Below are 24,523 nucleotides of genomic sequence, written 5' to 3'. Positions count from 1 at the left end.
CTGGTAGTGCCGGCCGCTGGCCGGCAACCGCATGAACCCCGGTAGTGCCGGCCGCTGGCCGGCAACCCTGGAAACCGGAGGCGACCCCACGCCGCCCCCGGTGCCCTGCCTTCAGTACTCGATCCAGGCATCACGCCAGGCAGAGCCGGTACCCGGGCGGTAGGCCTCTGCATTGATGTTGCACCAGGCGCCTTCCGGGAACGGGCGGCAGGCATACAGCTTGCCGTCGGTGCCCTTCACCACGGTCTGGCCCGGCGTGTAGCTGCCGATACCCGCGGGGTATACGAAGTCGTAGTCGTCAGCCGGCGGCGGATCGATCGGATCGACCGGATCCGGCACGCGGGTATCGAGCTGGAACAGGTGGCCTGGCTTCAGATAGACGCGGTTCCCGGTAGCCGAGGCGACGGGCGTGATCACGCCGTTCTTCATCACCCCCACGCGCGCCTGCTGCGCAGTGCCATTGACCTTGTGGGCCAGTGCCAGCGGCCACTGGTTCGCAGCGGTCTGGCCGGCGGCAAGGGTGATCTGCGGGCTTTCCAGATCGTTGCCCTGGGCGTTGAAGACCCGCAGGGTCAGGATGGTGCCCACGTCCAGCGCACCACGGGCAGTGACCGGACCCGCGTCCTGCCACTGCGGCGGCGGGGTCACACCACCGCCCCCCTCGAAGCGCACGTCTGCGCAGGTATAGAACGCCTCGCCCGAATCCGAGCGCTGCCAGGTGTTGTAGATGATGTGCTGGCCGCTGCGCTTGGGTAGCGGGCAGTCCAGCTTGTAGACGTCACCGGAGACCGGCACGTTGCCCAGCGTGCAGAATTCCTGCAGGTCGGCCCAGCGCAGCGGGCTGCCCGGTTGCCAGCCATCGCGGGTGACATAGAACTTCCACTCGCGGGTGGCATGCGGGGCCGGCGCCTTGAACTCGAACGTGTAGCGGCCACGGGCGTCGGCTCGGATCGGCGAGGTCTCCCAGTCACTGCGGTTCAGATCCAGGCCGCGGTATTTGCTGTTGCCGCCGCTGCACAACTCGCCATCGGGCACGACGGCCTGGTGGTTGCCATGGGCCTCGGCCTGGTTGATCCCGGCCCAGTCATAGAACGGTTGCGCACCACCGATGGCCTTGGCGGCAGCGCAGGCGGGGTTGGTCGGATTTTCGGGATTGCCCTGGTAACAGGCATAGACACGGCTGGCGGGTTTGGACAGGGTGCCGTGGGCGAACGCGCTGCCAGAGGTGGCAATGCCTGCGATCACAGACAGCGCGATGACGGTCCGGTGTGACAGATGCATGGAGATCTCCTGTGGGTGGTGAAACCCCGCGAAGTCTCGACATCCCGCCCGCCCGCATCCATCGGATTACGTTGAAAAAAGCATCGCGTGGTTGCATATGGGAACGGCTTCCCACTCACACGCTGGCGCGTCTCACGCTATGCAGGGAACGGCGCTCTGCCACCGTTCCCTGTACCCGGTCTCAGTATGCAATCCATGCATCGCGCCAGGCCGCACCCACACCCGGCCGGTACGCCTCGGCGTTGACGTTGCACCATGCACCTTCCGGGAACGGGCGGCAGGCGTACAGCTTGCCGTCGCTGCCCTTCACCACGGTCTGGCCCGGCACATAGCTGCCGATGCCCGCCGGGTACACGTGGTCGAAATCACCGCCCGGTGACGGTGTACCCGGGTCGGGAACCTGGGTATCGAGCTGGAAGCGGTTGCCGTCCTTCAGGTACACGCGGTTGTCGGTGGCCGAGGCGGTCGGCGTGATCACGCCATTGGCAAGCACGCCCACGCGCGCGTGCTGGGCACTGGCATTGACCTTGCGGGCGAGCACCAACGGCCACTGCGCGGGTGCGGTCTGGCCGCTGGCCAGGGTGGCCTCCACACGTTCGACGTCATTGCCGTTGGCGTTGAACACGCGCAGCGCCAGCGTCGTGCCAACCGGCAGCTCACTGCGTGCGGTGACCGGGCCGGCGTCCTGCCATTGCGGTGCCGGTGCGGTCCCTCCGCCTCCCTGGAAGCGCACGTCCATGCAGGTATAGAACGCCTCGGTCGAATCCGAGCGCTGCCAGGTGTTGTAGATCACATGCTGGCCGGTGCGCTGCGGCAACGTGCACTGAAGCTTGTAGGTGCCGTCGGCCGACAGCGGCGTATTGCCCAGCGTGCAGAACTCCTGCAGGTCGGCCCAGCGCAGCGGGCTTCCCGGCTGCCAGCCTTCGCGGGTAACGAAGAAGCGCCAGTCGCGCGTGGCGTGTGGTGCGGTCGCCTTGAACACGAAAGTGAACTTGCCATTGGCATCGGCCTGGATCGGCGTGGTCTGCCAGTCACTGCGGTTCACGTCCAGGCCGCGGAAGGTCGGGTTGTTGCCGCTGCACAGCTTCCCGTCGGGCACCACGGCCTGATGGTTGCCGTTGGCGTTGGCCTGGTTGATGCCGTTCCAGTCGTAGAACGCCTGTGAACCGCCAATCGCTTTTGCAGCGGCACAGGCCGGGTTGGTCGGGTTCTCGGGATTGCCCTGGAAGCAGGCATAGACGCGGCTGACCGGCGTGGTCATCGTGCCGTGGGCGAACGCGCTGCCGGCCAGGCACAGGCCCGCAGCGGCGAACGAGGTGGCCAGCAACAGCGGTGTGGATCGGAATGACATGGCGCATCCTTGTGGTCGTCGAAAGGGAACGGTGACCGCAGGAGCTGCGCTGCGCGGCGGACTTTCGGCGGCACCACGGCGAGTATCGAGCCGCACTGCAGGCGACGGAACCATCGCAGTGCCGATCCGTGACTGCGCATGTGAAGCCCTTCCCGCAGGCTTCACGCAGGGCTGAACGGATGCGCTGGACGTCACGTGACCGGCGTGGCATCGATCACGTCATGGAGATCACGCGACGCAGTCCCGGTACCCACCCGATCTGCCTGGCACGAGAAACAGCCATGCGCCGCGTTGTGCAGCTGCACGAACGCCACCGACGGGTCGGCAAACAGTGCATCCAGGTGGTCGGCCACCTCGGTGCCCGCGCAGACCTGGGCACCGCACATCAGCGCGGCGTGGTCATAGGCACGCATCGAGATCATCCGGCGCTGCACATACGGGGGCACCTCGCCCGGCGGCAGGACGCAACGGGTCACGCCGCGCTGCACGAAGATCGGGCCGGCGGCGCGGTACGGCGAATGCAGCGGCAGGTGGACGTGGGACAGCAGGAGCAGCTCGCTGCCAGGCGCGGGGTCGCTCAGGCTGATCCGGCAGGGATGTCCGCCGTTGGCGCCGGCCCAGCGACGCTGGATGCCGAGCGTGGCGAGCGCGCTGTCGCTCATCTCGAACAGGTGCAGGAAAGGGCGGTGGTCGATGCCGCCGAGGTACCACGCGTGCATGGGCGTCTCCTTGGGTTTTCCGCGGATTGTGCGCATGCGCCGGTCGCCGTGCTCGCCGTTTTCAGACCCCGCATCGCCGTCGGGCCGGAACACTGGCCCTTGGGGTGCTGCTGGCCGCCGCCGATGCCGCCCTGCACGGGCCAAGGCCGAGCGCGGGACTGCCAGGTCTGCGCGCCGTCGGCGGCGGATTCGTCATTGCCCATCGCCGTCGGCGCGCTGCCCGTGTAAGTTGGGTCACATCTTCCGCGGCAGCCCGTCGTGGTCGACAGGAACGTCCTCCAGGGGAAACGAGCACGATGCAAAGACACCACCTCGCGCTGGCCGGGATGCTGGCCAGCCTGATGCTTGCCGGGTGCAGCCAACCGCCGCCGGCCGCCGCCGGAAGCGCCAGCGATGCACCCAGCCGCCGCTTCGGCACGATCGACTTCCAGCCCTGCACGTTGTCCACCGAAGGCGCCAGCGCCAACGTGGAGGCGCAGTGCGCCACCCTGCAGGTGCCGGAGAACCGGGCCCAGCCCGATGGCCGCCGGATCGGCCTGCGCATCGCCTGGCTGGAATCGGGCAGCAGCGGCGCCAGCCAGCCCGACCCGGTGTTCTTCCTGGCCGGCGGCCCCGGCCAGGCGGCCAGCGAGGTGGCGGTCATCGTCGATACCGCACTGCGCCAGGTGCGCAAGCAGCGCGACGTGTTCCTGATCGACCAGCGCGGCACCGGCGGCTCCAACCCGCTCAGCTGTCTGGGCGCAGATGGCAAGCCGCTGCAGATGGACGAGGATGCCGCGCCTTCCGAGGCATCGCTGCGCGACTACGCCCAGCGCTGCGCCGCATCGCTGCAGGGGCGTGCCGATGCGCGCTTCTACACCACCACCGAGGCGATCGCCGATCTGGATGCGGTGCGTGCGGCGCTCGGTGTGGACCAGCTGAACCTGGTTGGCGGCTCCTACGGTACCCGCGTGGCCCAGCGCTATGCCGGGGCCTATCCGCAGCACACCCGCAGCATCGTCATCGATGGCGTGGTACCGAACGAGCTGGTGGTCGGTGGCGACTTCGCGACCACCTTCGAGGATGCGATCGCCCTGCAGTCGGCGCAGTGCCGCAAGGATGCCGCGTGCAGCAAGCGTTTCCCGACCGACACCCGCGCGCAGCTGCGCAGCGTGGTCGACACCCTGCGCCGTGCACCGGTCTCGGTCGAGTATCGCGACCCGGGTACCAACGCACCGCGGCAGGATGTCCTGACGCCGGACAGCGTGGTCGGCCTGGCCTTCGCCTTCTCCTACGTGCCGCAGTATTCCTCGCTGCTGCCACTGGTGCTGGATGAAGCCGCGCACGGTCGTTATGCCCCGTTGGCATCGCTGGCGCGCGGCGCGAACCGCAGCATGGATTTCCAGATCAACCGCGGCATGCAGTGGTCGGTGATCTGCAGCGAGGATGCGCCGCGCTACCACGCGCCGGCCGAGGACCCCGAGCGGCTGTTCGGCAACGAAGTGGCCAGCGCCTTCTTCGCCGCCTGCCCGGTGTGGCCGCACCGTCCGGCGCCGGCAACCGATGCCGTGCCGCTGCGCAGCGACGTGCCGGCACTGCTGCTGTCCGGTGAGCTGGACCCGGTGACCCCCCCGCGCTACGCCGCACAGGTGCTCAAGGGCCTGCCCAATGGCCGTGCGCTGGTCGCCCGTGGCCAGGGCCATGGCACGTTGACCGCCGGCTGCATGCCGCGGCTGCTCGGCCAGTTCATCGACAAGACCGATGCCAAGGCGCTGGATGCCGGCTGCCTGGACACGCTGAGCTACGTGCCGGCGTTCACCTCGTTCAACGGATGGGAACCATGATCGTCGCCGACAACCTGCACAAGGCCTTCGATACCCGCACGGGCCGCATCCAGGCGGTCGCCAACGTCGGCTTCCGCGCCGGCGATGGGCAGATCACCGGCCTGCTCGGCCCCAACGGTGCCGGCAAGACCACCACCATGCGCATGCTCTACACGCTGATGACCCCTGACCAGGGCAGCATCAGCGTCGATGGCATCGATGCCGCCGGCAATCCGGTGGAGGTACGTCGCCACCTGGGCGTACTGCCCGATGCGCGCGGCGTCTACAAGCGTCTGACCGCGCGCGAGAACATCGCCTACTTCGGCGAGCTGCATGGCCTGTCGGCCGAGCGCATCCGCGAACGCATCGAGGTGCTGTCGCACGCGCTGGACATGGGCGACATCCTCGACCGGCAGACCGATGGCTTCTCGCAGGGCCAGCGCACCAAGACCGCGATTGCCCGCGCGCTGGTGCACGATCCGCGCAACGTCATCCTCGACGAACCGACCAACGGCCTGGACGTGATGACCACGCGCGCGCTGCGCCGCTTCCTGCTGGGCCTGCGCGAAGAGGGTCGCTGCGTGATCCTGTCCAGCCACATCATGCAGGAGGTGGGCGCGTTGTGTGACCACATCGTGATCATTGCCAAGGGCACGGTGATGGCCGCCGGCAGCGCCGACGAACTGCGTGCACAAGCCGGTGAAGCCAATCTTGAGGACGCGTTCGTGAAACTGATCGGCAGCGAAGAGGGCCTGCACGCATGAGCATGATGTCGACCCTGATGACGGTGATGCGCAAGGAACTGCGCGACCTGTCGCGTGACCGCCGCACGCTGCTGCTGACCCTGCTGTTCGGGCCGCTGCTGTACCCGGTGCTGCTGCTGGGCATGGGCAAGCTGGCCGAGAGCCGGGTGCGCACCCAGATCGAGGAGCCGTTGCAGATCCCGACGATCGGCGCGGAGAACGCGCCGAACCTGGTGCGCTTCCTCGCCGCACAGGGCCTCAATGCCGCACCGGCGCCGAAGGACCTGGCCGAGGCCATCCGCAGCCAGGATATCGATGTGGCGCTGCGCATCAGCGGGGACTTCGGCAAGGACTGGGCGGAGGGCAAGCCGGCGCTGGTGGAGGTGATCAAGGACAGCACGCGTCGCGCGGCCGAGGTACCCAGTGCACGCCTGGAGGCGGCGCTGGCCACCTACAACGGCCAGGTCGGTGCCTTGCGCCTGATGGCACGCGGCATCGATGCACAGGTGGCACGCCCGCTGGACGTGGCGCGCCAGGACCTGGCCAGTGCCGAGGCCAAGCGCGGCATGATCCTGTCGATGCTGCTGCCGGTACTGCTGACGCTGACCTCGTTCATCGGGGGCGCCTACTTGGTGATGGACGCCACCGCCGGCGAGCGCGAGCGGCAGTCGCTGGAACCCCTGCTGGCCACGCCGGGCTCGCGCAGCGCGATCGTCAGCGGCAAGATCGCCGCCGCCTGCGTGGTCGGTTTCGTGTCGCTGCTGCTGACCCTGGTCGCGTTCAAGGTGAGCGCGCAGATCGCACCCGGCAACATCGGCCGCCAGTTCAACATGAACGTCGGCTCGATGCTGCAGATGCTGCTGGTGATGCTGCCGATGCTGCTGATCGGTACCTCGCTGCTGACCTTCCTGTCGGCCGCGGCCAAGAGCATGAAGGAAGCACAGAGCCACATGACCTGGCTGATGCTGCTGCCGATGCTGCCCGGCTACGCACTGGTGGCCTATCCGCTGAAGAGCGAACTGTGGCAGTACGCCGTGCCGTTCCTGTCGCAGAACCAGATGCTGCTGAAGGTGATCCGCCACGAGACCATCACCCCCGCAGTCTGGGCGATCTACCTCGGCGCCAGCCTCGGCTTGGCCGCCGTGCTGTGGTTCGCCGCCGTGCGCCGCTACCACAACGAGCGCCTGGCCATCTCCGGCTGACCCCAAAAAGGGGACGGAGGGGATTAAGTCGTTTCTGCCCCTCCCGTCCCCTCCTTGCGCGGGCGGCCTTGTCTTCGCATCGCCACCGGCCGCCCGAGCGTCTTCTCTACCATCCGCAGGAACGCAGCATCCCCCAACGGACGCTGTTTGGCGCTATGACTGCGGATTGCGGGCAGATCGGCGGACGCATTCACATCGCGCAGGAATCGCGCATACACCGTCGTCCTGTTGCGAGCGGTCGCGGCCAACGCTCTGAATGCGGGATGCGGGGTCAGCATGGGGTCATCGCGTCGTTGAAGGTTGCCGTGCACGCTGGACCACGGATGATCTTCAGCACTGACCGCAATGCCGGCACGAACGGGATTGCGTTCGATGTAGCGGTATACGCTGAGCAGGTAAGCGTCGCTGTCGATCATCGAGGAATGGAAGCGGCCCTGCCACAGGGGACCGGTGCGGCCGTGCCGCTGGTTGAAAGCCTGCACATAGTTGTTGCCCTGCATGCGCATTGCATCGGCCAGCCCACGCTGCGTGGATGGCGTGGCCAGCAGGTGGATGTGGTTGTCCATCAGTACGTAGGCATGCAGTGCGACGCGGTGCTTGAGGAAAGCGCTGTGCAGCAGATGCAGGAACAGTTGCCGGTCGATGTCGTCGACAAAGATCGCACCCTTGTTCACACCGCGCTGGACCACGTGATAGGCCTGGCCGGCCAGCATCAGGCGCGCTTGTCGGGGCATGGGATTCCCAGGTCGAAGGGGGCCTCAGCCTGGCATCGGCACCGTGGCGTAGGGCATCAGGTAATGCCGCGCAGGCGTATCGGAGGAGTCAGAAGCGACTTAATCCCCTCCGTCCCCTTTTGCGTACCGCGCGGGCGTTACCCCCATCTCGCGCTTGAACACGTTGATGAAGGAACTGGGCGTGTCGTAGCCCATCGACAGGGCGACGCTGATCACCGGTTCGCCTGCCAGCAGGCGTGGCAGTGACAGCAGCACGCGCAGGCGCTGCCGCCACTGGCTCAAGGTCATGCCTGTTTCGGCCTGCCAACGGCGGGCGAGGCTGCGGCTGGACAGTCCGCTGGCGGCTGCCCACGCTTCGACGCTGCGCAGGTCGTCCGGCGAACGCGCCAGCGCCGCCGCGATCCGCCACAACCGGCGATCCCGCGGCTGTGGCAGGGCAAATGGCAAGGGAGTGCTGGCACGGATCTCATCGGCGATGACGCCGGCCAGGCGTGCCTGCGCAGCGTCCAGTGCCTGATGCGGCCAGCGCAGTGCGCGCGTCACCGCCGCCTGCAACAGCGCATCGGGTTGGAAAATACGGGGCAGCGGGGGCAGATCCAGGCCGGCATCGGCGCGGACGTACAGGCTCCAGCCATCGAATGCGTCTGCCCCGAGCAGCGCATGGGGCAGCAGCGGCGGTATCCAGGCAACGTGCCCGGCCGGAAGCAGCCACTGCAGATTCCCGGCTTCGATCCGCAACAGGCCCTGATGGGCGCCCAGCAATTGACCGCGCCGGTGTTGGTGGCGGGCGGTGCGCCGCCTCCCGGGCACGCGCAGCTGGCCGGCCAGCACGATGGGGCCGTCGTCGGCGTCCGCCAATGCCGGATCAATCAAGCCGGTCGGTGTCTGATCTGCCATATCCATTGGCAGTTATACGGCAGAAGCGCCGATCCGCGCGCGCCACACTGGGCGCCCATTTCAACACGAGCCGCCCCGATGCAGCCCCAGGACATCCTTCCCGACCACCAGAACGAAGTACAGGTAAACGGCCTCACCGTGCGCAAGGGCAGCGTCGGCGCCTTCCTCGCCAGCGTCCGTGACTGGCAGGACCCCGCCAGCGATGACGCCACCCGGGCCACCGCCGAAGCAGATCTGCGTGGGCTGCTGCCGGGCCTGCATGCGCTGGGCCTGTTCCAGGTGCTGGCCGCGCGCGATCCGGCACTGCAACGCCTGATCGACAGCCTCTCCTGAAACGAACACGGCCCGGACATGCCGGGCCGTGTCCTCATTGCGGGGGCGGAAACGACTTAATCCCCTCCGTCCCCTTTTTGCGGTCAGGTGCCGCCCGGGGCGAATACCAGGGTACGGCGGGTGGTGACCGGTGCGCTGACCGGCTCGAAGCGCCAGCGCTTGACCGCGTTCATGGCTTCGCGATCGAAGACGCGCGACGGTGTTGCGCGCAATACGCGGGCGTTGGTCACTGAGCCGTCGGTGCCGACGGTGATTTCCACCAGCACTTCGCCGGAGGTGCCTGCACGCAGTGCCTCGGACGGATAGCGCGGCGCCGGGGTGCTGACCGGGCGCAGGTTCGGCGCCGCAGCGGCCGCTGGAGCCGCGGCCTGGCGTGCGGCACTGGCCTGCTGGGCGGCGGCCTGCTGCTGCTTCAGCTCGGCTTCGCGGCGCGCGGCGGCCTGGCGCTCGGCTTCCTGGCGCTCGTTGTCGCGGCGGGCGGCATCCTGCTGCGCAGCGATCTGCTTGGCCGCGTCGGCTTCCTTGGCACGCTGCTCGGCCAGGCGCTGCTGTTCGGTCTGCTGCTTGCTGCGGTCCTCGGCGTCCTTCTTGGCCTTCTCGGCTTCGGCCTCGGTGCGCTTGGCCGCGTTCTGCACGCCCTTGGCCAGGCCGTCCTTCAGGCGCGGCAGGGCCGGCGCGGATGCATCCACCTTCTCGATCAGCGCCACCAGCCGCTGCGCTTCGGTGTAGTCCTCGCGCCCCAGGTGCTGCTCGGCGGCGATCAGGGTGTACGGCAGCAGGTCGGTCAGCGCGCTCTTCACCGAGGCGTCGTCCGGGGTCTTGTCGCGCAGGGCGAGGTAGTACTCGATGGCGTTGTCGCCGGCCGGCGCGTACATGCGGTTCTCGCGCAGGGCCTGGCTGGCCGACTCACGCAGCTGCTCGGTGCCCATCGACTGCACCTTGGCGGCGACCACCGGTGCGGCAGGTGCAGCGGCGGTGGGGGCGGCGGCCGGAGCCGGTGCTGCGGATTCTTCCTTGCCCGAGCAGGCGGCCAGCGCCAGTGCCAAGGCAACCGGCAGCCACCGGCGCGCGGCGGTGATCGTTGAGACGTGCGACATCCTGCTCCCCTTTAGAAGACGACGTGACGTAAATCATTGATATGCATGGCCGGGACCCGTGGTCCAGGCGCGGCAGGGTAGCGTTTCCCGACGCCACCGCCGGCAACGGCGAGGATGCAATCTAGCATCCCGGCCACCGCCCCGCACAAGGGGTGGTGGCCGGGTGGGGCCGCGGCGATCATGTCGTGGCCGGCGGCGACCTCAGTAGTCGTGTGCCTTGTCGTGCGACTTGCTGTGGCCGTTGGACATCAGCTTGTCGGTCCAGGCGATGCCGATCGCCGACAGGATGAACACGCAGTGGATGATGGTCTGCCACAGCACGCCTTCCTGGGTCATGGTCGTGCAGGTATCGACGCCAGCGTTGTAGAAGCTGGTCGAAGCCGAAGACACTGCTGCCGCCCATTGTTCCGGCTTGCACAGTGGCAGTCCCTTCAGCGCGCTGGTGGCAATGAAGGTCTTCAGCAGGTGGATCGAGGAGATGCCGATGATCGCCATCGCCAGCTTCACCTTCAGCACGCTGGCGTTGACGTGGCTCAGCCATTCCGGCTGGTCCGGGTGGCCTTCCAGGCGCAGGCGCGAGACGAAGGTCTCGTAGCCGCCGACGATCACCATCACCAGCAGGTTGGAGATCATCACCACGTCGATCAGGCCCAGCACGATCAGCATGATCTGCTGTTCGCCCATCGACACCGAGTGGGACAGCAGGTGCCACAGTTCCTTGCCGAACAGGAACACGTAGACGCACTGGGCAAGGATCAGGCCCAGGTACAGCGGCAGCTGCAGCCAGCGCGAGGCGAAGATCAGCGAGGACAACGGGGACAGGGGACGGGGACTGTGGCTCATGCAGGACAGTGCGTTTCGGGGGAGCCGCGAGGTTACCGGCCCGCCATGACGGTGCCAACCCAACTCACGCACTAGACTTCAGGTTCCTTTCCGCACCCCGAGCCGACGCCATGATCGACCTGTATTACTGGCCCACCCCGAACGGCCACAAAGTGACCCTGCTGTTGGAGGAAGCCGGCCTGGAGTACCGCATCCACCCGGTCAACATCGGCTCGGGTGACCAGTTCAAGCCAGAGTTCCTGGCCATCTCGCCCAACAACAAGATGCCGGCCATCGTCGACCACGCCCCGGCCGATGGCGGTGCCCAGCAGAGCGTGTTCGAGTCCGGTGCGATCCTGCTGTACCTGGCCGAGAAGACCGGCCGCTTCCTGCCCAGCGACCCGCGCGGCCGCGTGGCCACCCTGGAATGGCTGTTCTGGCAGATGGCCGGGCTGGGCCCGATGAGTGGCCAGATGGGCCACTTCAACGTGTACGCACCAGAAAAAATTCCCTATGCCATCGAGCGCTACGACAACGAAGTGCGCCGCCTGCACGGGGTGATGGACAAGCGCCTGGCCCAGCACGCCTTCCTGGCCGGCGACGAGTACACCATCGCCGACATGGCCAGCTACCCGTGGATCGGCGCCTACGACAAGCTGCCGGTGGACTTCGCCGCGTTCCCGAACCTCAAGCGCTGGCACGAGGCCATCGCCGCGCGCCCGGCCACCCAGCGCGCCTATGCGCTGCGCCAGCAGGTGAACCCGAACGCCGGCAAGCCGCTCAGCGACGAAGAGCGCAAGCACCTGTTCGGCCAGCGCTGACCCGCCGCGGGGTCGGATCCCTTTGCAACGCAAAGGGCCCTGACCCCAGCACCGCAGCATGGGCAGAAGGTCATGCTGCCTTCCTGCACGGGCTTGGTTAGGATGGGGGAACGACCGCCCCGCGCCCGCCGCCGGGCGGACCTGCCGTTTGCCGGGATCCTCCATGCGCCACCTGTTCGCTTCGCTTGCCCTCATGCTCGCCACCAGTACCGCCGCCCACGCCGAAAAGCTGACCCTGGAGGCCATCACCGGCCCGCTGCCGCTGTCCGGCCCGACCCTGATGAAGCCCAAGGTGGCGCCGGACGGTTCGCAGGTCAGTTTCCTGCGCGGCAAGGACAGCGATCGCAACCAGCTGGATCTGTGGACCTACGACATCGGCAGTGGCCAGACCCGGTTGCTGGTTGATTCCAAGGTGGTGCTGCCCGGCACCGAGACCCTCAGCGATGAGGAAAAGGCGCGCCGCGAGCGCCAGCGCATCGCCGCGATGACCGGCATCGTCGATTACCAGTGGTCGCCGGACGCACAGCGCCTGCTGTTCCCGTTGGGCGGCGAGCTGTACCTGTACGACCTCAAGCAGCAGGGGGCGGCGGCCGTGCGCCAGCTGACCCACGGTGAGGGCTTCGCCACCGACGCCAAGCTGTCGCCCAAGGGCGGCTTCGTCAGCTTCATCCGCGGCCGCAACCTGTGGGTGATCGACCTGGCCAGTGGAAAGCAGCTGCAGCTGACCCGCGACGGCAGCACCACCATCGGCAACGGCGTGGCCGAGTTCGTCGCCGATGAAGAGATGGACCGCCACACCGGTTACTGGTGGGCACCGGACGATTCGGCCATCGCGTTCGCGCGCATCGACGAGGCACCGGTGCCGGTGCAGAAGCGCTACGAGGTCTACGCCGACCGCACCGATGTGATCGAACAGCGTTACCCGGCCGCCGGTGACGCCAACGTGCGCGTGCAGCTGGGCGTGATCGCACCGGCCGCCGAGGCGCAGCCGCGCTGGATCGACCTGGGCAAGGAACAGGACATCTACCTGGCCCGCGTCGATTGGCGCGATGCGCAGCACCTGAGCTTCCAGCGCCAGTCGCGCGACCAGAAGCAGCTGGACCTGGTGGAAGTGGCACTCGACTCCAACCGCCAGCGCGTACTCGCCCACGAGACCAGCCCGACCTGGGTACCGCTGCACAACAGCCTGCGCTTCCTTGAAGACGGCAGCGTGCTGTGGTCGTCCGAGCGCACCGGCTTCCAGCACCTGTACCGCATCGACAGCAACGGCAAGACCACCGCGCTGACCCACGGCAACTGGCCGGTGGACGAGCTGCTGGCGGTGGATGAGACGGCCGGCAAGGCCTACTTCCGCGCCGGCATCGAAAGCCCGCGCGAAAGCCAGATCTACGCGGTATCGCTGCAGGGCGGCGAGCCGCAGCGCCTGTCGAAGGCGCCGGGCATGCACAGCGCCACGTTCGCCCGCAATGCCAGCGTCTATGTCGACAGCTGGTCCAACAGCACCACGCCGCCGCAGATCGAGCTGTTCCGCGCCAACGGCGAGAAGATCGCCACACTGGTGGAAAACAACCTGGCCGATCCCAAGCACCCGTATGCGCGCTACCGCGACGCGCAGCGCCCGGTCGAGTTCGGCACGCTCACCGCCGCCGACGGCAAGACGCCACTGCACTACAGCCTGATCAAGCCGGCCGGCTTCGATCCGTCCAGGCGCTACCCGGTGGCGGTGTATGTCTATGGCGGCCCGGCCAGCCAGACCGTCACCGACAGCTGGCCCGGCCGTGGCGACCATCTGTTCAACCAGTACCTGGCCCAGCAGGGCTACGTCGTGTTCTCGCTGGACAACCGCGGCACCCCGCGCCGTGGCCGCGACTTCGGTGGTGCGCTGTACGGGAAGCAGGGCACGGTGGAAGTGACCGACCAGCTGCACGGCGTGGCCTGGCTCAAGCAGCAGCCGTGGGTGGACCCGGCGCGCATCGGCGTGCAGGGCTGGTCCAACGGCGGTTACATGACCCTGATGCTGCTGGCCAAGGCGTCGAACCAGTACGCCTGCGGCGTGGCCGGTGCCCCGGTCACCGACTGGGGCCTGTACGACAGCCATTACACCGAGCGCTACATGGACCTGCCGGCGCGCAACGACGCCGGTTACCGTGAAGCGCGCGTGCTGACCCACATCGATGGGCTGCGCTCGCCGTTGCTGCTGATCCACGGCATGGCGGACGACAACGTGCTGTTCACCAATTCGACCAGCTTGATGAGCGCGCTGCAGAAGCGCGGTCAGCCGTTCGAGCTGATGACCTACCCGGGTGCCAAGCATGGCCTGTCCGGCGCCGATGCCCTGCATCGCTACCGTGTGGCCGAAGCCTTCCTGGGGCGCTGCCTGAAGCCTTGAAACACAGACGGGAAGGAGCCCGCCGATGACACTGCCGCCGCCGATTCCCACCCACGGCCCGAAGCCCGCCGGCTGGTGGTCCCGCCACTGGCGCTGGGCGATGCCCGTGGCCGTGCTGCTGGTGCTGGCCGGGGCCGGTGGCACGGTGGCCTGGAGCGTGCTGCGCTGGAGTGAGGCGGCACGCGAGAGCCCACCGATGCGCGAGGCGATGCGTCGCGCCGGCTGCAGCATCGAACTGGTGGAAGCCTTCGGCGAGCCGCTGCGTGCCGAATCGATGCCGCTGGGCAGCATGCAGACCGCGCTCAACGGCCAGCGCGATGTCGGCCTGACCGTGGCCCTGGAAGGCCCCCGCGCACACGGCCGGTTGTTCGTGAAGGGCACCCGCAGTGACGACGTGTGGGACTACCCGGTGATGTACGTGCTGGGCGAGAACAAGCAGACCTTCGACCTGACTGCGCTGGATGACGATGAGGCCGCGCAGGAATGCGAACTGCAGGCCTGCCGCGAACGCGGCGAATGCCCGCTGACCGCAGCGTTGTGACCTCCGGCCGATTGTCGCCACCGCGCTGAGCGCGTAGGGTGCGGGCAACCCTGTCCTGGAGTGCACCATGAAGCCGATCGCGTTGGCCGTTGCCCTGGCCCTGACCGCCGCCCCGCTGCTGTCCGCACCGCCGGCGCTGGCGGCACCCGCCGCCAAGGCCGCCACACCGGCCAGCCCGGCCTGGGTCGCCCGCAGCAACGCACTGGCGCAGATCCTGCTCGATGCGCAGGGCCCGTTCCAGCCGGAAGAAACCGGCTTCTTCGGCGTGCCCGGCTACGACGACAAGGTGGCCGACCTCGGCGCGGACAACGGCAAGCGCTACCGCGCCGCGATGGCCAAGGCCCGCGACGAACTGAAGGCGAAGCTGGCCACCGAGCAGGATCCCAACGTCCGCCAGGACCTGGAGATCATGATCCACGCCGCCAACCAGAACATCGAAGGCAGTGAGCTCAACGAGAAGTACCTGCTGCCGTGGAGTGACGCGCCGCAGACGGTGTTCAGCGGCCTCAACCTGCTGCTGTCCGACCAGGTGCCGGCCGAGCGCCGGGCCAAGGCGATCGACCGCCTCAAGGCTTACGCCGGCCTGCAGCCGGGCGGCACCGCGTTCACCACGCTGGCCCGCCAGCGCTACGAAGAGCGCTTGAAGGACAGCAGCCTGTTGCAGCCGACGAAGATCGAAGTGCAGCAGTCGCTGGACAACGTCGAGACCTACATCAGCGGCATCGAGTCGCTGCTGAAGAAGTACCAGATCGCCGGCGCCGATGAAGCGATGAAGGCCCTGGCCGGGCAGATGAAGGACTACGCCAGCTGGACGCGCTCGACCGTGCTGCCGAAGGCGCGCACCGACGCACGGCTGCCGGCGCCGCTGTACGCCTACCAGCTCAAGCAGGTCGGCATCGACATCGACCCGAAGCTGCTGATGCAGCGTGCGCAGCTGGAGTTCATGGAAACCCGCTCGGCGATGCAGCAGCTGGCGCCGCTGGTGGTGAAGGAGAAGGGCCTGAAGGTGGCCGACCCGAGCGACCCGGTGGCGGTGATCCGCGCGCTGAAGGCCGACAAGATCGCCGACGACCATCTGGAAGGCCACTACCGCAAGGTGATCGACGCGATCGATCCGCTGATCCGCGAGCACGCCATCGTCGACGTGCCCAAGCGCGCCATGCAGATGCGCCTGGGTTCGGCCGCCGAGAGCGCGGCCAGCCCGGCCCCGCATTTCCTGCCGGCGCCGCTGGTCAACAACACCGGGCAGCAGGGCACCTTCGTGCTGCCGCTGGGCAACCCGGCCGCGGGCCCGGGCGCACAGTACGACGACTTCAACTTCGGTGCGGCGGCGTGGACGCTGAGTGCGCATGAAGGCCGCCCCGGCCACGAGCTGCAGTTCACCGCGATGGTCGAGCGCGGCGTGTCGCTGGCACGCACCATGTTCGCGTTCAATTCGGTGAACGTGGAAGGCTGGGCGCTGTATGCCGAGGCCGAGATGGTGCCATACGAGCCGCTGGACGGGCAGATGATCGCCCTGCAGTTCCGCCTGCTGCGCGCCGCACGCGCGATGCTCGACCCGATGCTCAACCTCGGCCTGACCGACCGCGCCAACGGCGAGCGCGTGCTGATGGAGCAGGTCGGCCTGTCCAAGGCGATGGCCACCCAGGAACTGGACCGCTACATGGTGCGCATGCCGGGCCAGGCCGGCAGCTACTTCTACGGCTACACCCGTATCCTGGAACTGCGCATGCAGACCGAGCTGGCACTGGGTGCGAAGTTCGACCGCCTGGCGTTCAACAACTTCCTGCTCGACCAGGGCCTGCTGCCGCCGGACCAGCTGGCCGACGCGGTGAACAAGGTGTTCGTGCCGAAGTACAAGCGCTGAACACCCCCCGGTAGTGCCGGCCGCTGGCCGGCATTCCCCTGACGTCGGGAGGATTTCTGAGGTTGCCGGCCAGCGGCCGGCACTACCCGCGGTGATGCTGCCGCGTCACCGCTGCGGGGTGATCACCTGCGTCGGCAGTCGTGCCGGCGGTTCCGGGTTCGGCACCCAGATCGCCACGCCGGCGGCGCGCTTCTGCGTGGTCGGAATACCGATGCCGACGCCACCGCCGACATGCGAGCCGAACGTGCCGGCACCCACCGACATGCCCACCGGTGAGCCGCTGCTGCCCACGCCCATCAGCACCACGCCATTGGCGCCCAGCGCTGCGGCCTCGCGCTTCAGGCGCGCCACCGCTGCATCGGTCTGGCCCTGCGTGCCGAAGCCCACGGCAGACGCCGATTCCAGCTGGGCGATTTCCTGGGAGCCGGCCGGCGGCGTCGAATAGATCTGCACCAGTGCCGGATCGATCGGCGCGCGGGCGCGCCCCAGCATGACCTTGGAGGTGCTGGCACAGCCGGCGGCGACCAGCAGGATGGCCGCCAACGCGGCCCAACGGATGTTCATGGCACGACCCCTGTAGGACTGGTTGCGATCATCGGCGGGCCACTCTGAATCGGCGCCAACACCCGGCCCAGAGCAGGCAGGGCGGCACGCTAGCACGGTGCCGGTGACAGCCCCGCCAACGGCAGTAGGCGGCGACGGCGGGAACGACTATGGTGCACAGACAGGAACCAACTGCGGGAGAGTGGAATGGGCGTGATCAGTCTGTTGTGGGGCGTACTGGCGCTGTTGTGGATGATCCTGGCGCTGATTCCGCTGCTGGGCTGGGGCAACTGGTTCCTGATCCCGTTCGCCGCCGTGGGCGCGGTGATCGCCGCGCTGGGCATCCTGTTCACCCACCCGACCAAGCGCGGCCGGGCCTGGGCCGGGCTGGTGCTGAACGGCATCGTGGTGGTGGTCGGCATCCTGCGCCTGGGCCTGGGGGGCGGCGTGATCTGAGCCGCATCGCCGGGTGCGACAGGGCGTCGCAGGTACACGGCCGCGGGCCGGGCAGGGGCGTACAATGAACGGCTGCGCGAGCCCCCCGCGTGCCTGTGAATCCGCGCCCGGCGCGGCTGCCCCATGATCATCCGACCCCGTCCCCACGGCTGGCAACTGCTGTACATCCTGCGCGGCTCGATCGTAAAAGCGATCGCGCCGAAGGTGCTGGCCATCCTGATCCTGTCCATCGCGGTGGCCGCGGTGGTGGAGCTGGCGCCGCCGACCGGCATCGAGCGCGTTTCCGTCACGCCGTTCACCCTGCTCGGCCTGGTCCTGTCGATCTTCCTCAGTTTCCGCAACAGCGCCTGCTACGACCGCTGGTGGGAAGGCCGCAAGCTGTGGGGCCAGCTGGTCTACGAATCGCGTTCGCTGGCCCGCCAGGTGAACCTGCTGCTGGCCGATGACGCCGGCCGCCGCCGCCGCATCGCCTACCTCACTACGGCTTTTGCCCATGCGCTGGCCGCGCGCCTGCGCGGGCGCATCGTGGCCCTGGCGGCGTTGCCGTGGCTGGACAAGCCGCAGCGCGAGCAGCTGGGCCAGCGCGAGAACGTGCCCGACGCATTGCTGTCGATGATCGCTGCCGAGCTGGCCAACGCCCTGCGCGCCGGCGAACTCGACCCGATCCTCTACACCCAGCTGGAAGAGCGCCTGCACGCGATGTCGTCGATCCAGGCCGGCTGCGAGCGCATCCTCACCACGCCGCTGCCGTTCGCCTACACCCTGCTGCTGCATCGCTGCGCATGGATGTTCTGCGTGCTGCTGCCGTTCGGCCTGGCCAGCTCGCTGGGCTGGGGCACGCCGGTGCTGTCGGCGGTGCTGGCCTACGCCTTCTTCGGCCTGGACCAGCTGGGCGAAGAAATGGAAGACCCGTTCGGCCTGGAGCCGAACGACCTGCCGCTGGACGCGCTGGTGCGCACGATCGAGATCGACCAGCTCGACGCGCTCGGCGAACGCCCGTTGCCCGAACCCCTGCTGCCGCAGGGCTACCTGTTGCAATAGCCACTCCTCGGAGCCTGCCATGTCCCACCCGCTTTACCGCCCGCGCCGCATGCGCCACGACGAGTTCTCGCGCCGCCTGATGCGCGAGAACACGCTGACCACCGACGACCTGATCTACCCGGTGTTCGTGCACGAACGTGCGGGCCGCACCGCAGTGCCGTCGATGCCGGGCGTGGAGCGGCTGTCGATCGAAGAGCTGCTGAAGGTGGCCGAAGAAGCGCTGGAACTGGGCATTCCAGTGATCGACCTGTTCCCGGTGATCGACCCGTCGCTGAAGTCGCTGGACGCGTCGGCGGCGTGGGCCGAGGACGGCCTGGCGCAGCGTGCGATCCGCGCGCTGAAGTCGCGCTTCCCGGAACTGGGAGTGATGACCGACGTGGCGCTGGACCCGTACACCACCCACGGCCAGGACGGCATCATCGACGACAAGGGATACGTGCTCAACGACATCACTGTCGAAGCGCTGGTCAAGCAGTCGCTGTCGCACGCCGAGGCCGGTGTGGACATCGTCTCGCCGTCGGACATGATGGACGGCCGCATCGGCGCGATCCGCCGTGCGCTGGATGCCGACAACCACATCAACGTGCGCATCATGGCCTACTCGGCCAAGTACGCCTCGGCGTTCTACGGCCCGTTCCGTGATGCGGTGGGCAGCGCGGCCAGCCTCGGCAAGGCCGACAAGAAGACCTACCAGATGGACCCGGCCAACGGCGACGAGGCCTTGCGCGAGATCGCGCTGGACCTGGAAGAGGGCGCCGACATGGTGATGGTCAAGCCGGGCATGCCGTACCTGGACCTGGTGCGCCGGGTGAAGGAGACATTCGGTGTGCCGACCTTCGCCTATCAGGTGAGTGGCGAGTACGCGATGATGAAGGCCGCCTTCGCCAACGGCTGGCTGGACGAACGCGCCTGCGTGCTGGAGTCGCTGCTGGGTTTCAAGCGGGCCGGCGCCGATGGTGTGCTGACCTATTTCGCGCCGCAGGTGGCGCGATGGCTGCGCGAGCGCTGACAATAGCGCCACGATAGACGGAGGACTGCGCGATGGGACCCGAACTGGGATGGGTGCAATGGCTGATCTGGGGCACCGGTACGCTGGTGTTCGGCGCCATCATCGTCGCTGTCTTCATCGCCGCCTGGCGGGCCGGCAAGCGCCCGCCGGAACAGCTCTCCGCTGCCCGCCACGTGGCCCGTGAGCAGGCGCTGCCGGAGACCGTGCAGGCCGAGCTGGCCGCGTTGAACCAGCGCAAGGACAACGGCCAGCTGAGCGAGATGGAGTACGAGCAGTTGCGCGCCAAGGTGTTGTCGCGCTGACAGGGCGTTTCATCCACGCATGGCGTGGATCTACTGGTAGTCGCCAACCTTGGTTGGCGCTTTCACGTATGCCAACCAAGGTTGGCATCTCCCAAACGGCCATCCACGCATGGCGTGGATCTACCGCGCGCACCCGGCCACCGCCGCCACCTTCGGCACCGCCAACCGGTACACGTCCACGCCACCGGCACGCGGCGCCTTCGCTGCACTGCTGGCCACCATCATCTCGCCCGGCTTGGCGTTGTCGACCACCGGCGCACCGGTCCAGCCGCCGGCCTGGTTGAACGACAGCCCCAGCGGCTGCAGCGCTACACCGCTCCACGCACAGCCGCTGCTCCAGACCTGCGCGGTACTGCCATTGCCGCGGCTGAACACCACGGCGCCGTCCTGGCCCAGCCAGTCGCCGTCGGTCTCGTCGTCGGCGCTGTTCAACGCGCTCAGTGCGCTGGCCGGGCCGCGCAGGCCCTGCGCATCCAGCGTCGCCACGAACAGGTCCCAGCCGGCGCCACGGCCCTGCTGGCGGGCAAACAACAGCTGCTTGCCGTCCGCGCTCAGGGCCGGCCCGCGCTCTTCCCGGCGCCCGCCGTCACCGGCCAGCGGCTGCGCCGGGCCCAGCCGGCCGTCGGCGGCCAACGCGGCGCGGTACAGCGCCAGCGCGCCCTCGCGGCCGGCCGCGAACAGCAGCCAGCGGCCGTCACGGCTGAAGTAGGGATCGCGGGCTTCACCGGCCACACCTACCGGCAGTACCTGTGCCTGCTGCCAGCGACCGTCCACCACGCGCGCCTCCCACAGGCCCCAGCCGGCCTCGCCGCGGCGGGCGAAGACGATGCGCTGGCCATCGGCGCTGATCGTGGCGCGACCCTCGTCGGCGCGGGTCGAGACCACGCCCATGCCTTCGATGCCGTACTCGTTCAACGCCATCGCCACGGGGGCAGAGAGTAGACTGGCGGCGAGCACCAGCAGGGGCGGGGTGATGCGCATCATCCGGTTCCGTGCACGAAAGAGCATCAGTCTAGCCAGCTTGAGGATTCCATGACCGACCGTTACGCCGTCTTCGGACACCCCGTTGCCCACTCGAAGTCGCCGCAGATCCACGCGACGTTCGGTCGCCAGGAAGGCATCGCCATCGACTACCGCGCGATCGACCTGGCCCCGGATGCGTTCCTGGCCGGACTGGAGGCCTTCGCCGCCGAGGGCGGTGTCGGCGCCAACGTCACCCTGCCGCACAAGGAAGCCGCGTTCTCGGTGTGCACCACGCTGACCGCGCGCGCGCGCCGCGCCGGCTCGGTCAACACACTGCTGCGCAAGGGCGACCGCTGGCACGGCGACACCACCGATGGCATCGGCCTGGTGCGCGACCTGACCGACCGCCACGGCCTGGACCTGCGCGGTCGCCGCGTGCTGATGATCGGCGCCGGTGGCTCGGCGCGCAGCGTCGCCCCGGCGCTGCTCGATGCCGGCATCACCGAACTGGTGGTGGTCAACCGCACGCCGGAGCGCGCCGACGAACTGATCGACGCGATGGGCGAGCCCGGCCGTGCGATCAGCCGCTACTGGGAAGACCTGCGCGACCTCGGCGACTTCGAACTGATCGTCAATGCCACCTCGGCTGGCCGCGACCGCGACGTCGAGTTCAAGCTGCCGCTGTCGCTGGTCAATTCGATGACCACTGCCGTCGACCTGAACTACGGCGAGGCGGCCATCGCCTTCCTGGCCTGGGCCCGTGCGGCGCAGTGCCGCAATACCGTCGACGGCCTGGGCATGCTGGTCGAGCAGGCCGCCGAGAGCTTCCTGCAGTGGCACGGCGTGCGCCCGCAGACCGGCGAGGTCTACCAGTCGCTGCGCCAGGGCTCGGCCGTGCTGGCCGGCGAGGACTGACCGATGGACAGCACAACCCTGATGGTGACCGTGCTGAGCATGGTCGGCGTGCGCCTGCCTGTGCTGATCGCGCTGTGCGTCGGCCTGGTCTGGGTGGTCGGTGCGCCGCGCGATGCCACCCGCACCGGCGCGCTGGTCGGCCTGCTGCTGTTGCTGCTGTCCAGCCTGGGTGGCCTGGCGGCGGGCATGCTGCCGATGTGGCTGGTCAGCAGCGGCAACTTCAGCGCCATCTCGGGCATGAGCGCCATCTTCGGCGTGGTGCACTTCGCGCTGGCGATGGTCGAGGCCATTGGCGTGGTGCTGCTGGTGTGGGCGCTGGTGCGCCTGCTGCGTAGCCGTCCCGCCCCGGTCGCCTGAGCGCTGGCGCCGGGCCACGCCCGGCGTGTTTCGCCCCTGTGCGGCGCGGGCTTCGGACCGTGCGCGCCGGCGGGCGTCGTCGCTGGCTCGTTCAGGGTGCCAGCAACAGTGAACGCGGCCGGCCATGCGACAATGACCGGCCTGATCCAGCTACGGTAGTTCCCGGCGTGACCGAAACCGTCGCCGCTCCGCGCACGCTCGATGACACCTTGAAGGACGCGATCCGCAAGGCGTACACGACGCTGCAGGCCAACACCCCCGGCTTCTCCACCCGTCGCTCGCAGAGCCAGATGATCGGCGTGGTGTCGCGCGCGCTGTCGAAAAGCGGTGGCGTTGGCGTGGTCGAGGCGCCGACCGGCGTCGGCAAGAGCCTGGGCTACCTCACCGCAGGCGTGCCGATCGCGCTGGCCACCAAGAAGAAGCTGGTGATCAGCACCGGCACCGTGGCGCTGCAGTCGCAGCTGGTCGAGCGCGATATCCCGAATTTCCTGAAGGCCACCGGCCTGGAAGCGACCGTGGCGCTGGCCAAGGGACGCACCCGCTACCTGTGCACGCGCAATGCCGCCGAGGCGCAGGGCGAGGGCTCGCAGGGCGGCATGTTCGAGGATGACGCGCCACTGTTCGACCGGCCGCTGGCGCCGATCGAGATGGACATCGCCAAACGCCTGACCGACGCCTTCACCAGCGGCAGCTGGGATGGCGATATCGACAATGCGCCGGAGACCATCAGTCCCGGCCTGCGCAGCCGCATCACCACGCCGGCCTCGGGTTGTGCCGGGCGGCGCTGCGCCTATTCGGCGCAGTGCGCGGTGCTGCGCTCGCGCAATACGGTGCGCGACGCACAGATCGTGGTCACCAACCACGCGCTGCTGCTGTCGGCGCTGTCGATCGGTGACAGCGACAACGGCCAGCCGTTGATCGCGCCACCCTCGGACATGCTGCTGGTGCTGGACGAAGGCCATCACATCGGCAACGTGGCGATCGACCAGGGCGCGGCCAGCCTCGCGCTGGACGAGATGGCCAAGCGCACCGGCCGCCTGCAGATCCTGATCGCCGGTGCGTACCGCGCGGTCGACAAGGACCGGCTGGGCAACCTGCTGCCCAACGAAGCGATCGAAGTCGCCAGCAACGTGGCCAAGCAGCTGCGCGCGTTCCGTGATCACATCGAGCGGGTGTGGATGCCGGCGCCGGCGGACGAAGAGCCGATGTGGCGCGCGGCCAATGGACGCCTGCCCGAGGCCTGGCGCGAGCCGATCGAGGCACTGGCCGACGATACCCGCAGCCTCTACAACTGGGCGCATGCGGCCACCACGCAGGTGGCCAAGGGCAAGCCGGACGATGCCGCGCGCGAGCGCCTGCAGCGCAACCTGGGCATGGCGCTGGAGATGATCGAGCAGCAGTACAACCTGTGGCAGGCGTGGCGCCGCGAAGACAAGGACGGCGCGCCGCCGATGGCGCGCTGGGTGACTGCCACCCGCGATGGCGACCTGGTGCTGCACGGTTCGCCGGTGTCGGCCGCGCACGTGCTGCGCAAGCTGCTGTGGGATGAAGTGGACTCGGTGGTGATGACCTCGGCGACGCTGACCGGCGGTGGCGACTTCCAGGCGCTGGCGATCGACAACGGCATTCCGGAAGAGGCCGAGATGGTCTCGCTGTCGTCGCCGTTCGACCTGCCCAACCAGGCCGAACTGATCGTGCCGAAGTTCCCGGTCACGCCGGACGACCGCGAAGGCCACCCGCGCGAAGTGGCGCGCTACCTGGACACCGAACTGGACTGGGCCAAGGGCTCGATGGTGCTGTTCACCTCGCGCTGGAAGATGGAGAAGGTGGCCGGGCTGATGCCGGCCGCGCGCCGCAAGCAGGTGCTGGTGCAGGGCGAGATGTCCAAGACCCGGCTGATCGAGGAACACCTGCGGCGTGTCGAGGCAGGCGAGGGCTCGGTGCTGTTCGGCCTGAACTCGTTCGGCGAGGGCCTCGACCTGCCCGGCGAGGCCTGCACCACGGTGGTGATCACCCAGGTGCCGTTCGCCGTGCCGACCGACCCGCAGACCGCCACCCTCAGCGAGTGGTTCGAGGGACGCGGGCTCAACGCGTTCAACCTGATCGCCATTCCGCATGCGCTGCGCACGCTGACCCAGTTCGCCGGCCGCCTGATCCGCACCTCCACCGACACCGGCCGCGTGGTCATTCTTGATTCGCGGCTGCTGACCCGCCGCTACGGCAAGCGCATCATCGACGCGCTGCCCCCGTTCAAGCGCGTGATCGGCTGAAAAAAGGGGACGGAGGGGATTAAGTCGTTTGAGGCACAAACGACTTAATCCCCTCCGTCCCCTTTTCC

General features: G+C 68.4%; 24 protein-coding genes. 15 read left to right on the top strand and 9 right to left on the bottom strand.

Going from position 1 to position 24,523, the window contains the following annotated elements:
* Window positions 1-111: 111 nt before the first annotated feature.
* From AC5P7A_RS15815 to AC5P7A_RS15805, 3 genes are all read right to left on the bottom strand, one after another.
* Entirely contained in the window at window positions 112-1,281 is a 1,170-nt protein-coding gene (locus tag AC5P7A_RS15815; RefSeq protein ID WP_014648808.1) for a lytic polysaccharide monooxygenase, read from the bottom strand.
* Window positions 1,282-1,462: 181 nt separating this feature from the next.
* On the bottom strand, window positions 1,463-2,632 hold the full coding sequence (locus AC5P7A_RS15810) for a lytic polysaccharide monooxygenase (RefSeq protein ID WP_014648807.1): 1,170 nt from the start codon (window positions 2,630-2,632) through the stop codon (window positions 1,463-1,465).
* A 191-nt stretch (window positions 2,633-2,823) separates the two neighbouring features.
* Window positions 2,824-3,351, bottom strand: coding sequence for a DUF1203 domain-containing protein (locus AC5P7A_RS15805; protein WP_041863955.1), 528 nt, complete (start codon window positions 3,349-3,351; stop codon window positions 2,824-2,826).
* A gap of 296 nt (window positions 3,352-3,647) precedes the next feature.
* On the opposite strand from AC5P7A_RS15805, the gene AC5P7A_RS15800 reads away from it, so the two are divergent.
* Genes AC5P7A_RS15800 through AC5P7A_RS15790 form a run of 3 tightly spaced genes read left to right on the top strand, consistent with a single transcriptional unit; the run spans window position 3,648 to window position 7,098 of the window.
* On the top strand, window positions 3,648-5,174 hold the full coding sequence (locus AC5P7A_RS15800; protein WP_041863953.1) for an alpha/beta hydrolase: 1,527 nt from the start codon (window positions 3,648-3,650) through the stop codon (window positions 5,172-5,174).
* Complete coding sequence (locus AC5P7A_RS15795; RefSeq protein WP_049442045.1) at window positions 5,171-5,917, top strand: ABC transporter ATP-binding protein; 747 nt, start codon at window positions 5,171-5,173, stop codon at window positions 5,915-5,917. Before AC5P7A_RS15800 ends, AC5P7A_RS15795 begins: the two co-directional genes overlap by 4 nt.
* Complete coding sequence (locus AC5P7A_RS15790; protein ID WP_053496393.1) at window positions 5,914-7,098, top strand: ABC transporter permease; 1,185 nt, start codon at window positions 5,914-5,916, stop codon at window positions 7,096-7,098. Before AC5P7A_RS15795 ends, AC5P7A_RS15790 begins: the two co-directional genes overlap by 4 nt.
* A gap of 23 nt (window positions 7,099-7,121) precedes the next feature.
* Here the strand turns inward: AC5P7A_RS15790 and AC5P7A_RS15785 are convergent, their stop codons facing one another.
* Together AC5P7A_RS15785 and AC5P7A_RS15780 are read right to left on the bottom strand one after the other, a co-directional pair.
* Window positions 7,122-7,832, bottom strand: a complete 711-nt coding sequence (locus tag AC5P7A_RS15785; RefSeq protein ID WP_046433107.1) for a transposase — start codon at window positions 7,830-7,832, stop codon at window positions 7,122-7,124.
* Between the two features lie 99 nt (window positions 7,833-7,931).
* Window positions 7,932-8,729 carry an AraC family transcriptional regulator gene (locus AC5P7A_RS15780; protein ID WP_495220342.1) on the bottom strand — a complete coding sequence of 266 codons (798 nt, stop codon included), beginning with the start codon at window positions 8,727-8,729 and terminating at the stop codon, window positions 7,932-7,934.
* Window positions 8,730-8,807: 78 nt separating this feature from the next.
* Between AC5P7A_RS15780 and AC5P7A_RS15775 the strand changes: the two genes are divergently transcribed.
* Entirely contained in the window at window positions 8,808-9,062 is a 255-nt protein-coding gene (locus tag AC5P7A_RS15775) for a hypothetical protein (RefSeq protein ID WP_049442042.1), read from the top strand.
* Between the two features lie 83 nt (window positions 9,063-9,145).
* Here the strand turns inward: AC5P7A_RS15775 and AC5P7A_RS15770 are convergent, their stop codons facing one another.
* Together AC5P7A_RS15770 and AC5P7A_RS15765 are read right to left on the bottom strand one after the other, a co-directional pair.
* Window positions 9,146-10,159, bottom strand: a complete 1,014-nt coding sequence (locus AC5P7A_RS15770; protein ID WP_014648799.1) for an energy transducer TonB — start codon at window positions 10,157-10,159, stop codon at window positions 9,146-9,148.
* A gap of 201 nt (window positions 10,160-10,360) precedes the next feature.
* Entirely contained in the window at window positions 10,361-11,002 is a 642-nt protein-coding gene (locus tag AC5P7A_RS15765) for a TIGR00645 family protein (RefSeq protein ID WP_445392003.1), read from the bottom strand.
* Window positions 11,003-11,112: 110 nt separating this feature from the next.
* Here AC5P7A_RS15765 and AC5P7A_RS15760 point away from each other — a divergent pair, with 110 nt between their 5' ends.
* From AC5P7A_RS15760 to AC5P7A_RS15745, 4 genes are all read left to right on the top strand, one after another.
* On the top strand, window positions 11,113-11,802 hold the full coding sequence (locus AC5P7A_RS15760) for a glutathione binding-like protein (protein ID WP_445392002.1): 690 nt from the start codon (window positions 11,113-11,115) through the stop codon (window positions 11,800-11,802).
* Between the two features lie 163 nt (window positions 11,803-11,965).
* Window positions 11,966-14,191, top strand: coding sequence for a S9 family peptidase (locus tag AC5P7A_RS15755; protein ID WP_329768103.1), 2,226 nt, complete (start codon window positions 11,966-11,968; stop codon window positions 14,189-14,191).
* Between the two features lie 25 nt (window positions 14,192-14,216).
* Complete coding sequence (locus AC5P7A_RS15750) at window positions 14,217-14,732, top strand: cytochrome c oxidase assembly factor Coa1 family protein (RefSeq protein ID WP_049442038.1); 516 nt, start codon at window positions 14,217-14,219, stop codon at window positions 14,730-14,732.
* A gap of 67 nt (window positions 14,733-14,799) precedes the next feature.
* On the top strand, window positions 14,800-16,599 hold the full coding sequence (locus AC5P7A_RS15745) for a DUF885 domain-containing protein (protein WP_046433089.1): 1,800 nt from the start codon (window positions 14,800-14,802) through the stop codon (window positions 16,597-16,599).
* Window positions 16,600-16,704: 105 nt separating this feature from the next.
* Here AC5P7A_RS15745 and AC5P7A_RS15740 read toward each other — a convergent pair whose 3' ends face one another.
* Complete coding sequence (locus AC5P7A_RS15740; protein ID WP_005420187.1) at window positions 16,705-17,163, bottom strand: hypothetical protein; 459 nt, start codon at window positions 17,161-17,163, stop codon at window positions 16,705-16,707.
* Between the two features lie 186 nt (window positions 17,164-17,349).
* On the opposite strand from AC5P7A_RS15740, the gene AC5P7A_RS15735 reads away from it, so the two are divergent.
* The 4 genes from AC5P7A_RS15735 (at window position 17,350) to AC5P7A_RS15720 (ending at window position 19,950) form a co-directional block, all read left to right on the top strand.
* Window positions 17,350-17,598 carry a hypothetical protein gene (locus tag AC5P7A_RS15735; RefSeq protein ID WP_005420185.1) on the top strand — a complete coding sequence of 83 codons (249 nt, stop codon included), beginning with the start codon at window positions 17,350-17,352 and terminating at the stop codon, window positions 17,596-17,598.
* A gap of 123 nt (window positions 17,599-17,721) precedes the next feature.
* On the top strand, window positions 17,722-18,639 hold the full coding sequence (locus AC5P7A_RS15730) for a bestrophin family protein (protein ID WP_046433087.1): 918 nt from the start codon (window positions 17,722-17,724) through the stop codon (window positions 18,637-18,639).
* Window positions 18,640-18,658: 19 nt separating this feature from the next.
* Complete coding sequence (gene hemB, locus AC5P7A_RS15725) at window positions 18,659-19,648, top strand: porphobilinogen synthase (RefSeq protein WP_014648793.1); 990 nt, start codon at window positions 18,659-18,661, stop codon at window positions 19,646-19,648.
* Window positions 19,649-19,680: 32 nt separating this feature from the next.
* Window positions 19,681-19,950, top strand: coding sequence for a gas vesicle protein GvpG (locus AC5P7A_RS15720; protein WP_014648792.1), 270 nt, complete (start codon window positions 19,681-19,683; stop codon window positions 19,948-19,950).
* 120 nt (window positions 19,951-20,070) lie between these two features.
* Here AC5P7A_RS15720 and AC5P7A_RS15715 read toward each other — a convergent pair whose 3' ends face one another.
* A complete protein-coding gene (locus AC5P7A_RS15715) occupies window positions 20,071-20,934 on the bottom strand; it encodes a TolB family protein (protein WP_014648791.1) in 864 nt (287 codons plus the stop codon).
* A gap of 48 nt (window positions 20,935-20,982) precedes the next feature.
* On the opposite strand from AC5P7A_RS15715, the gene aroE reads away from it, so the two are divergent.
* The 3 genes from aroE (at window position 20,983) to dinG (ending at window position 24,455) form a co-directional block, all read left to right on the top strand.
* On the top strand, window positions 20,983-21,828 hold the full coding sequence (gene aroE, locus AC5P7A_RS15710; RefSeq protein ID WP_032959067.1) for a shikimate dehydrogenase: 846 nt from the start codon (window positions 20,983-20,985) through the stop codon (window positions 21,826-21,828).
* A gap of 3 nt (window positions 21,829-21,831) precedes the next feature.
* Window positions 21,832-22,185 carry a hypothetical protein gene (locus AC5P7A_RS15705; RefSeq protein ID WP_014648789.1) on the top strand — a complete coding sequence of 118 codons (354 nt, stop codon included), beginning with the start codon at window positions 21,832-21,834 and terminating at the stop codon, window positions 22,183-22,185.
* Between the two features lie 167 nt (window positions 22,186-22,352).
* Complete coding sequence (dinG, locus tag AC5P7A_RS15700) at window positions 22,353-24,455, top strand: ATP-dependent DNA helicase DinG (protein ID WP_049404916.1); 2,103 nt, start codon at window positions 22,353-22,355, stop codon at window positions 24,453-24,455.
* The last annotated feature ends 68 nt before the right edge of the window (window positions 24,456-24,523 follow it).

The sequence above is a fragment of the Stenotrophomonas sp. YJH_SMC_65 genome (assembly GCF_059369475.1).
Note: the sequence above shows the minus strand (reverse complement) of the source record. Positions and strands in the feature narration are given on the sequence as shown.

Bases quoted from the DNA above. Each gene is read 5' to 3' on its own strand.
- AC5P7A_RS15815 (WP_014648808.1), bottom strand. From the start codon at position 1,281: ATGCATCTGTCACACCGGACCGTCATCGCGCTGTCTGTGATCGCAGGC.
- AC5P7A_RS15755 (WP_329768103.1), top strand. From the start codon at position 11,966: ATGCGCCACCTGTTCGCTTCGCTTGCCCTCATGCTCGCCACCAGTACC.
- AC5P7A_RS15795 (WP_049442045.1), top strand. From the start codon at position 5,171: ATGATCGTCGCCGACAACCTGCACAAGGCCTTCGATACCCGCACGGGC.
- AC5P7A_RS15720 (WP_014648792.1), top strand. From the start codon at position 19,681: ATGGGACCCGAACTGGGATGGGTGCAATGGCTGATCTGGGGCACCGGT.
- hemB (WP_014648793.1), top strand. From the start codon at position 18,659: ATGTCCCACCCGCTTTACCGCCCGCGCCGCATGCGCCACGACGAGTTC.
- AC5P7A_RS15775 (WP_049442042.1), top strand. From the start codon at position 8,808: ATGCAGCCCCAGGACATCCTTCCCGACCACCAGAACGAAGTACAGGTA.
- AC5P7A_RS15740 (WP_005420187.1), bottom strand. From the start codon at position 17,163: ATGAACATCCGTTGGGCCGCGTTGGCGGCCATCCTGCTGGTCGCCGCC.
- AC5P7A_RS15750 (WP_049442038.1), top strand. From the start codon at position 14,217: ATGACACTGCCGCCGCCGATTCCCACCCACGGCCCGAAGCCCGCCGGC.
- AC5P7A_RS15810 (WP_014648807.1), bottom strand. From the start codon at position 2,632: ATGTCATTCCGATCCACACCGCTGTTGCTGGCCACCTCGTTCGCCGCT.
- AC5P7A_RS15790 (WP_053496393.1), top strand. From the start codon at position 5,914: ATGAGCATGATGTCGACCCTGATGACGGTGATGCGCAAGGAACTGCGC.
- AC5P7A_RS15800 (WP_041863953.1), top strand. From the start codon at position 3,648: ATGCAAAGACACCACCTCGCGCTGGCCGGGATGCTGGCCAGCCTGATG.
- AC5P7A_RS15770 (WP_014648799.1), bottom strand. From the start codon at position 10,159: ATGTCGCACGTCTCAACGATCACCGCCGCGCGCCGGTGGCTGCCGGTT.
- AC5P7A_RS15765 (WP_445392003.1), bottom strand. From the start codon at position 11,002: ATGAGCCACAGTCCCCGTCCCCTGTCCCCGTTGTCCTCGCTGATCTTC.
- AC5P7A_RS15780 (WP_495220342.1), bottom strand. From the start codon at position 8,729: ATGGCAGATCAGACACCGACCGGCTTGATTGATCCGGCATTGGCGGAC.
- AC5P7A_RS15805 (WP_041863955.1), bottom strand. From the start codon at position 3,351: ATGCACGCGTGGTACCTCGGCGGCATCGACCACCGCCCTTTCCTGCAC.
- AC5P7A_RS15735 (WP_005420185.1), top strand. From the start codon at position 17,350: ATGGGCGTGATCAGTCTGTTGTGGGGCGTACTGGCGCTGTTGTGGATG.
- AC5P7A_RS15745 (WP_046433089.1), top strand. From the start codon at position 14,800: ATGAAGCCGATCGCGTTGGCCGTTGCCCTGGCCCTGACCGCCGCCCCG.
- AC5P7A_RS15760 (WP_445392002.1), top strand. From the start codon at position 11,113: ATGATCGACCTGTATTACTGGCCCACCCCGAACGGCCACAAAGTGACC.
- AC5P7A_RS15715 (WP_014648791.1), bottom strand. From the start codon at position 20,934: ATGATGCGCATCACCCCGCCCCTGCTGGTGCTCGCCGCCAGTCTACTC.
- aroE (WP_032959067.1), top strand. From the start codon at position 20,983: ATGACCGACCGTTACGCCGTCTTCGGACACCCCGTTGCCCACTCGAAG.
- AC5P7A_RS15785 (WP_046433107.1), bottom strand. From the start codon at position 7,832: ATGCCCCGACAAGCGCGCCTGATGCTGGCCGGCCAGGCCTATCACGTG.
- AC5P7A_RS15705 (WP_014648789.1), top strand. From the start codon at position 21,832: ATGGACAGCACAACCCTGATGGTGACCGTGCTGAGCATGGTCGGCGTG.
- AC5P7A_RS15730 (WP_046433087.1), top strand. From the start codon at position 17,722: ATGATCATCCGACCCCGTCCCCACGGCTGGCAACTGCTGTACATCCTG.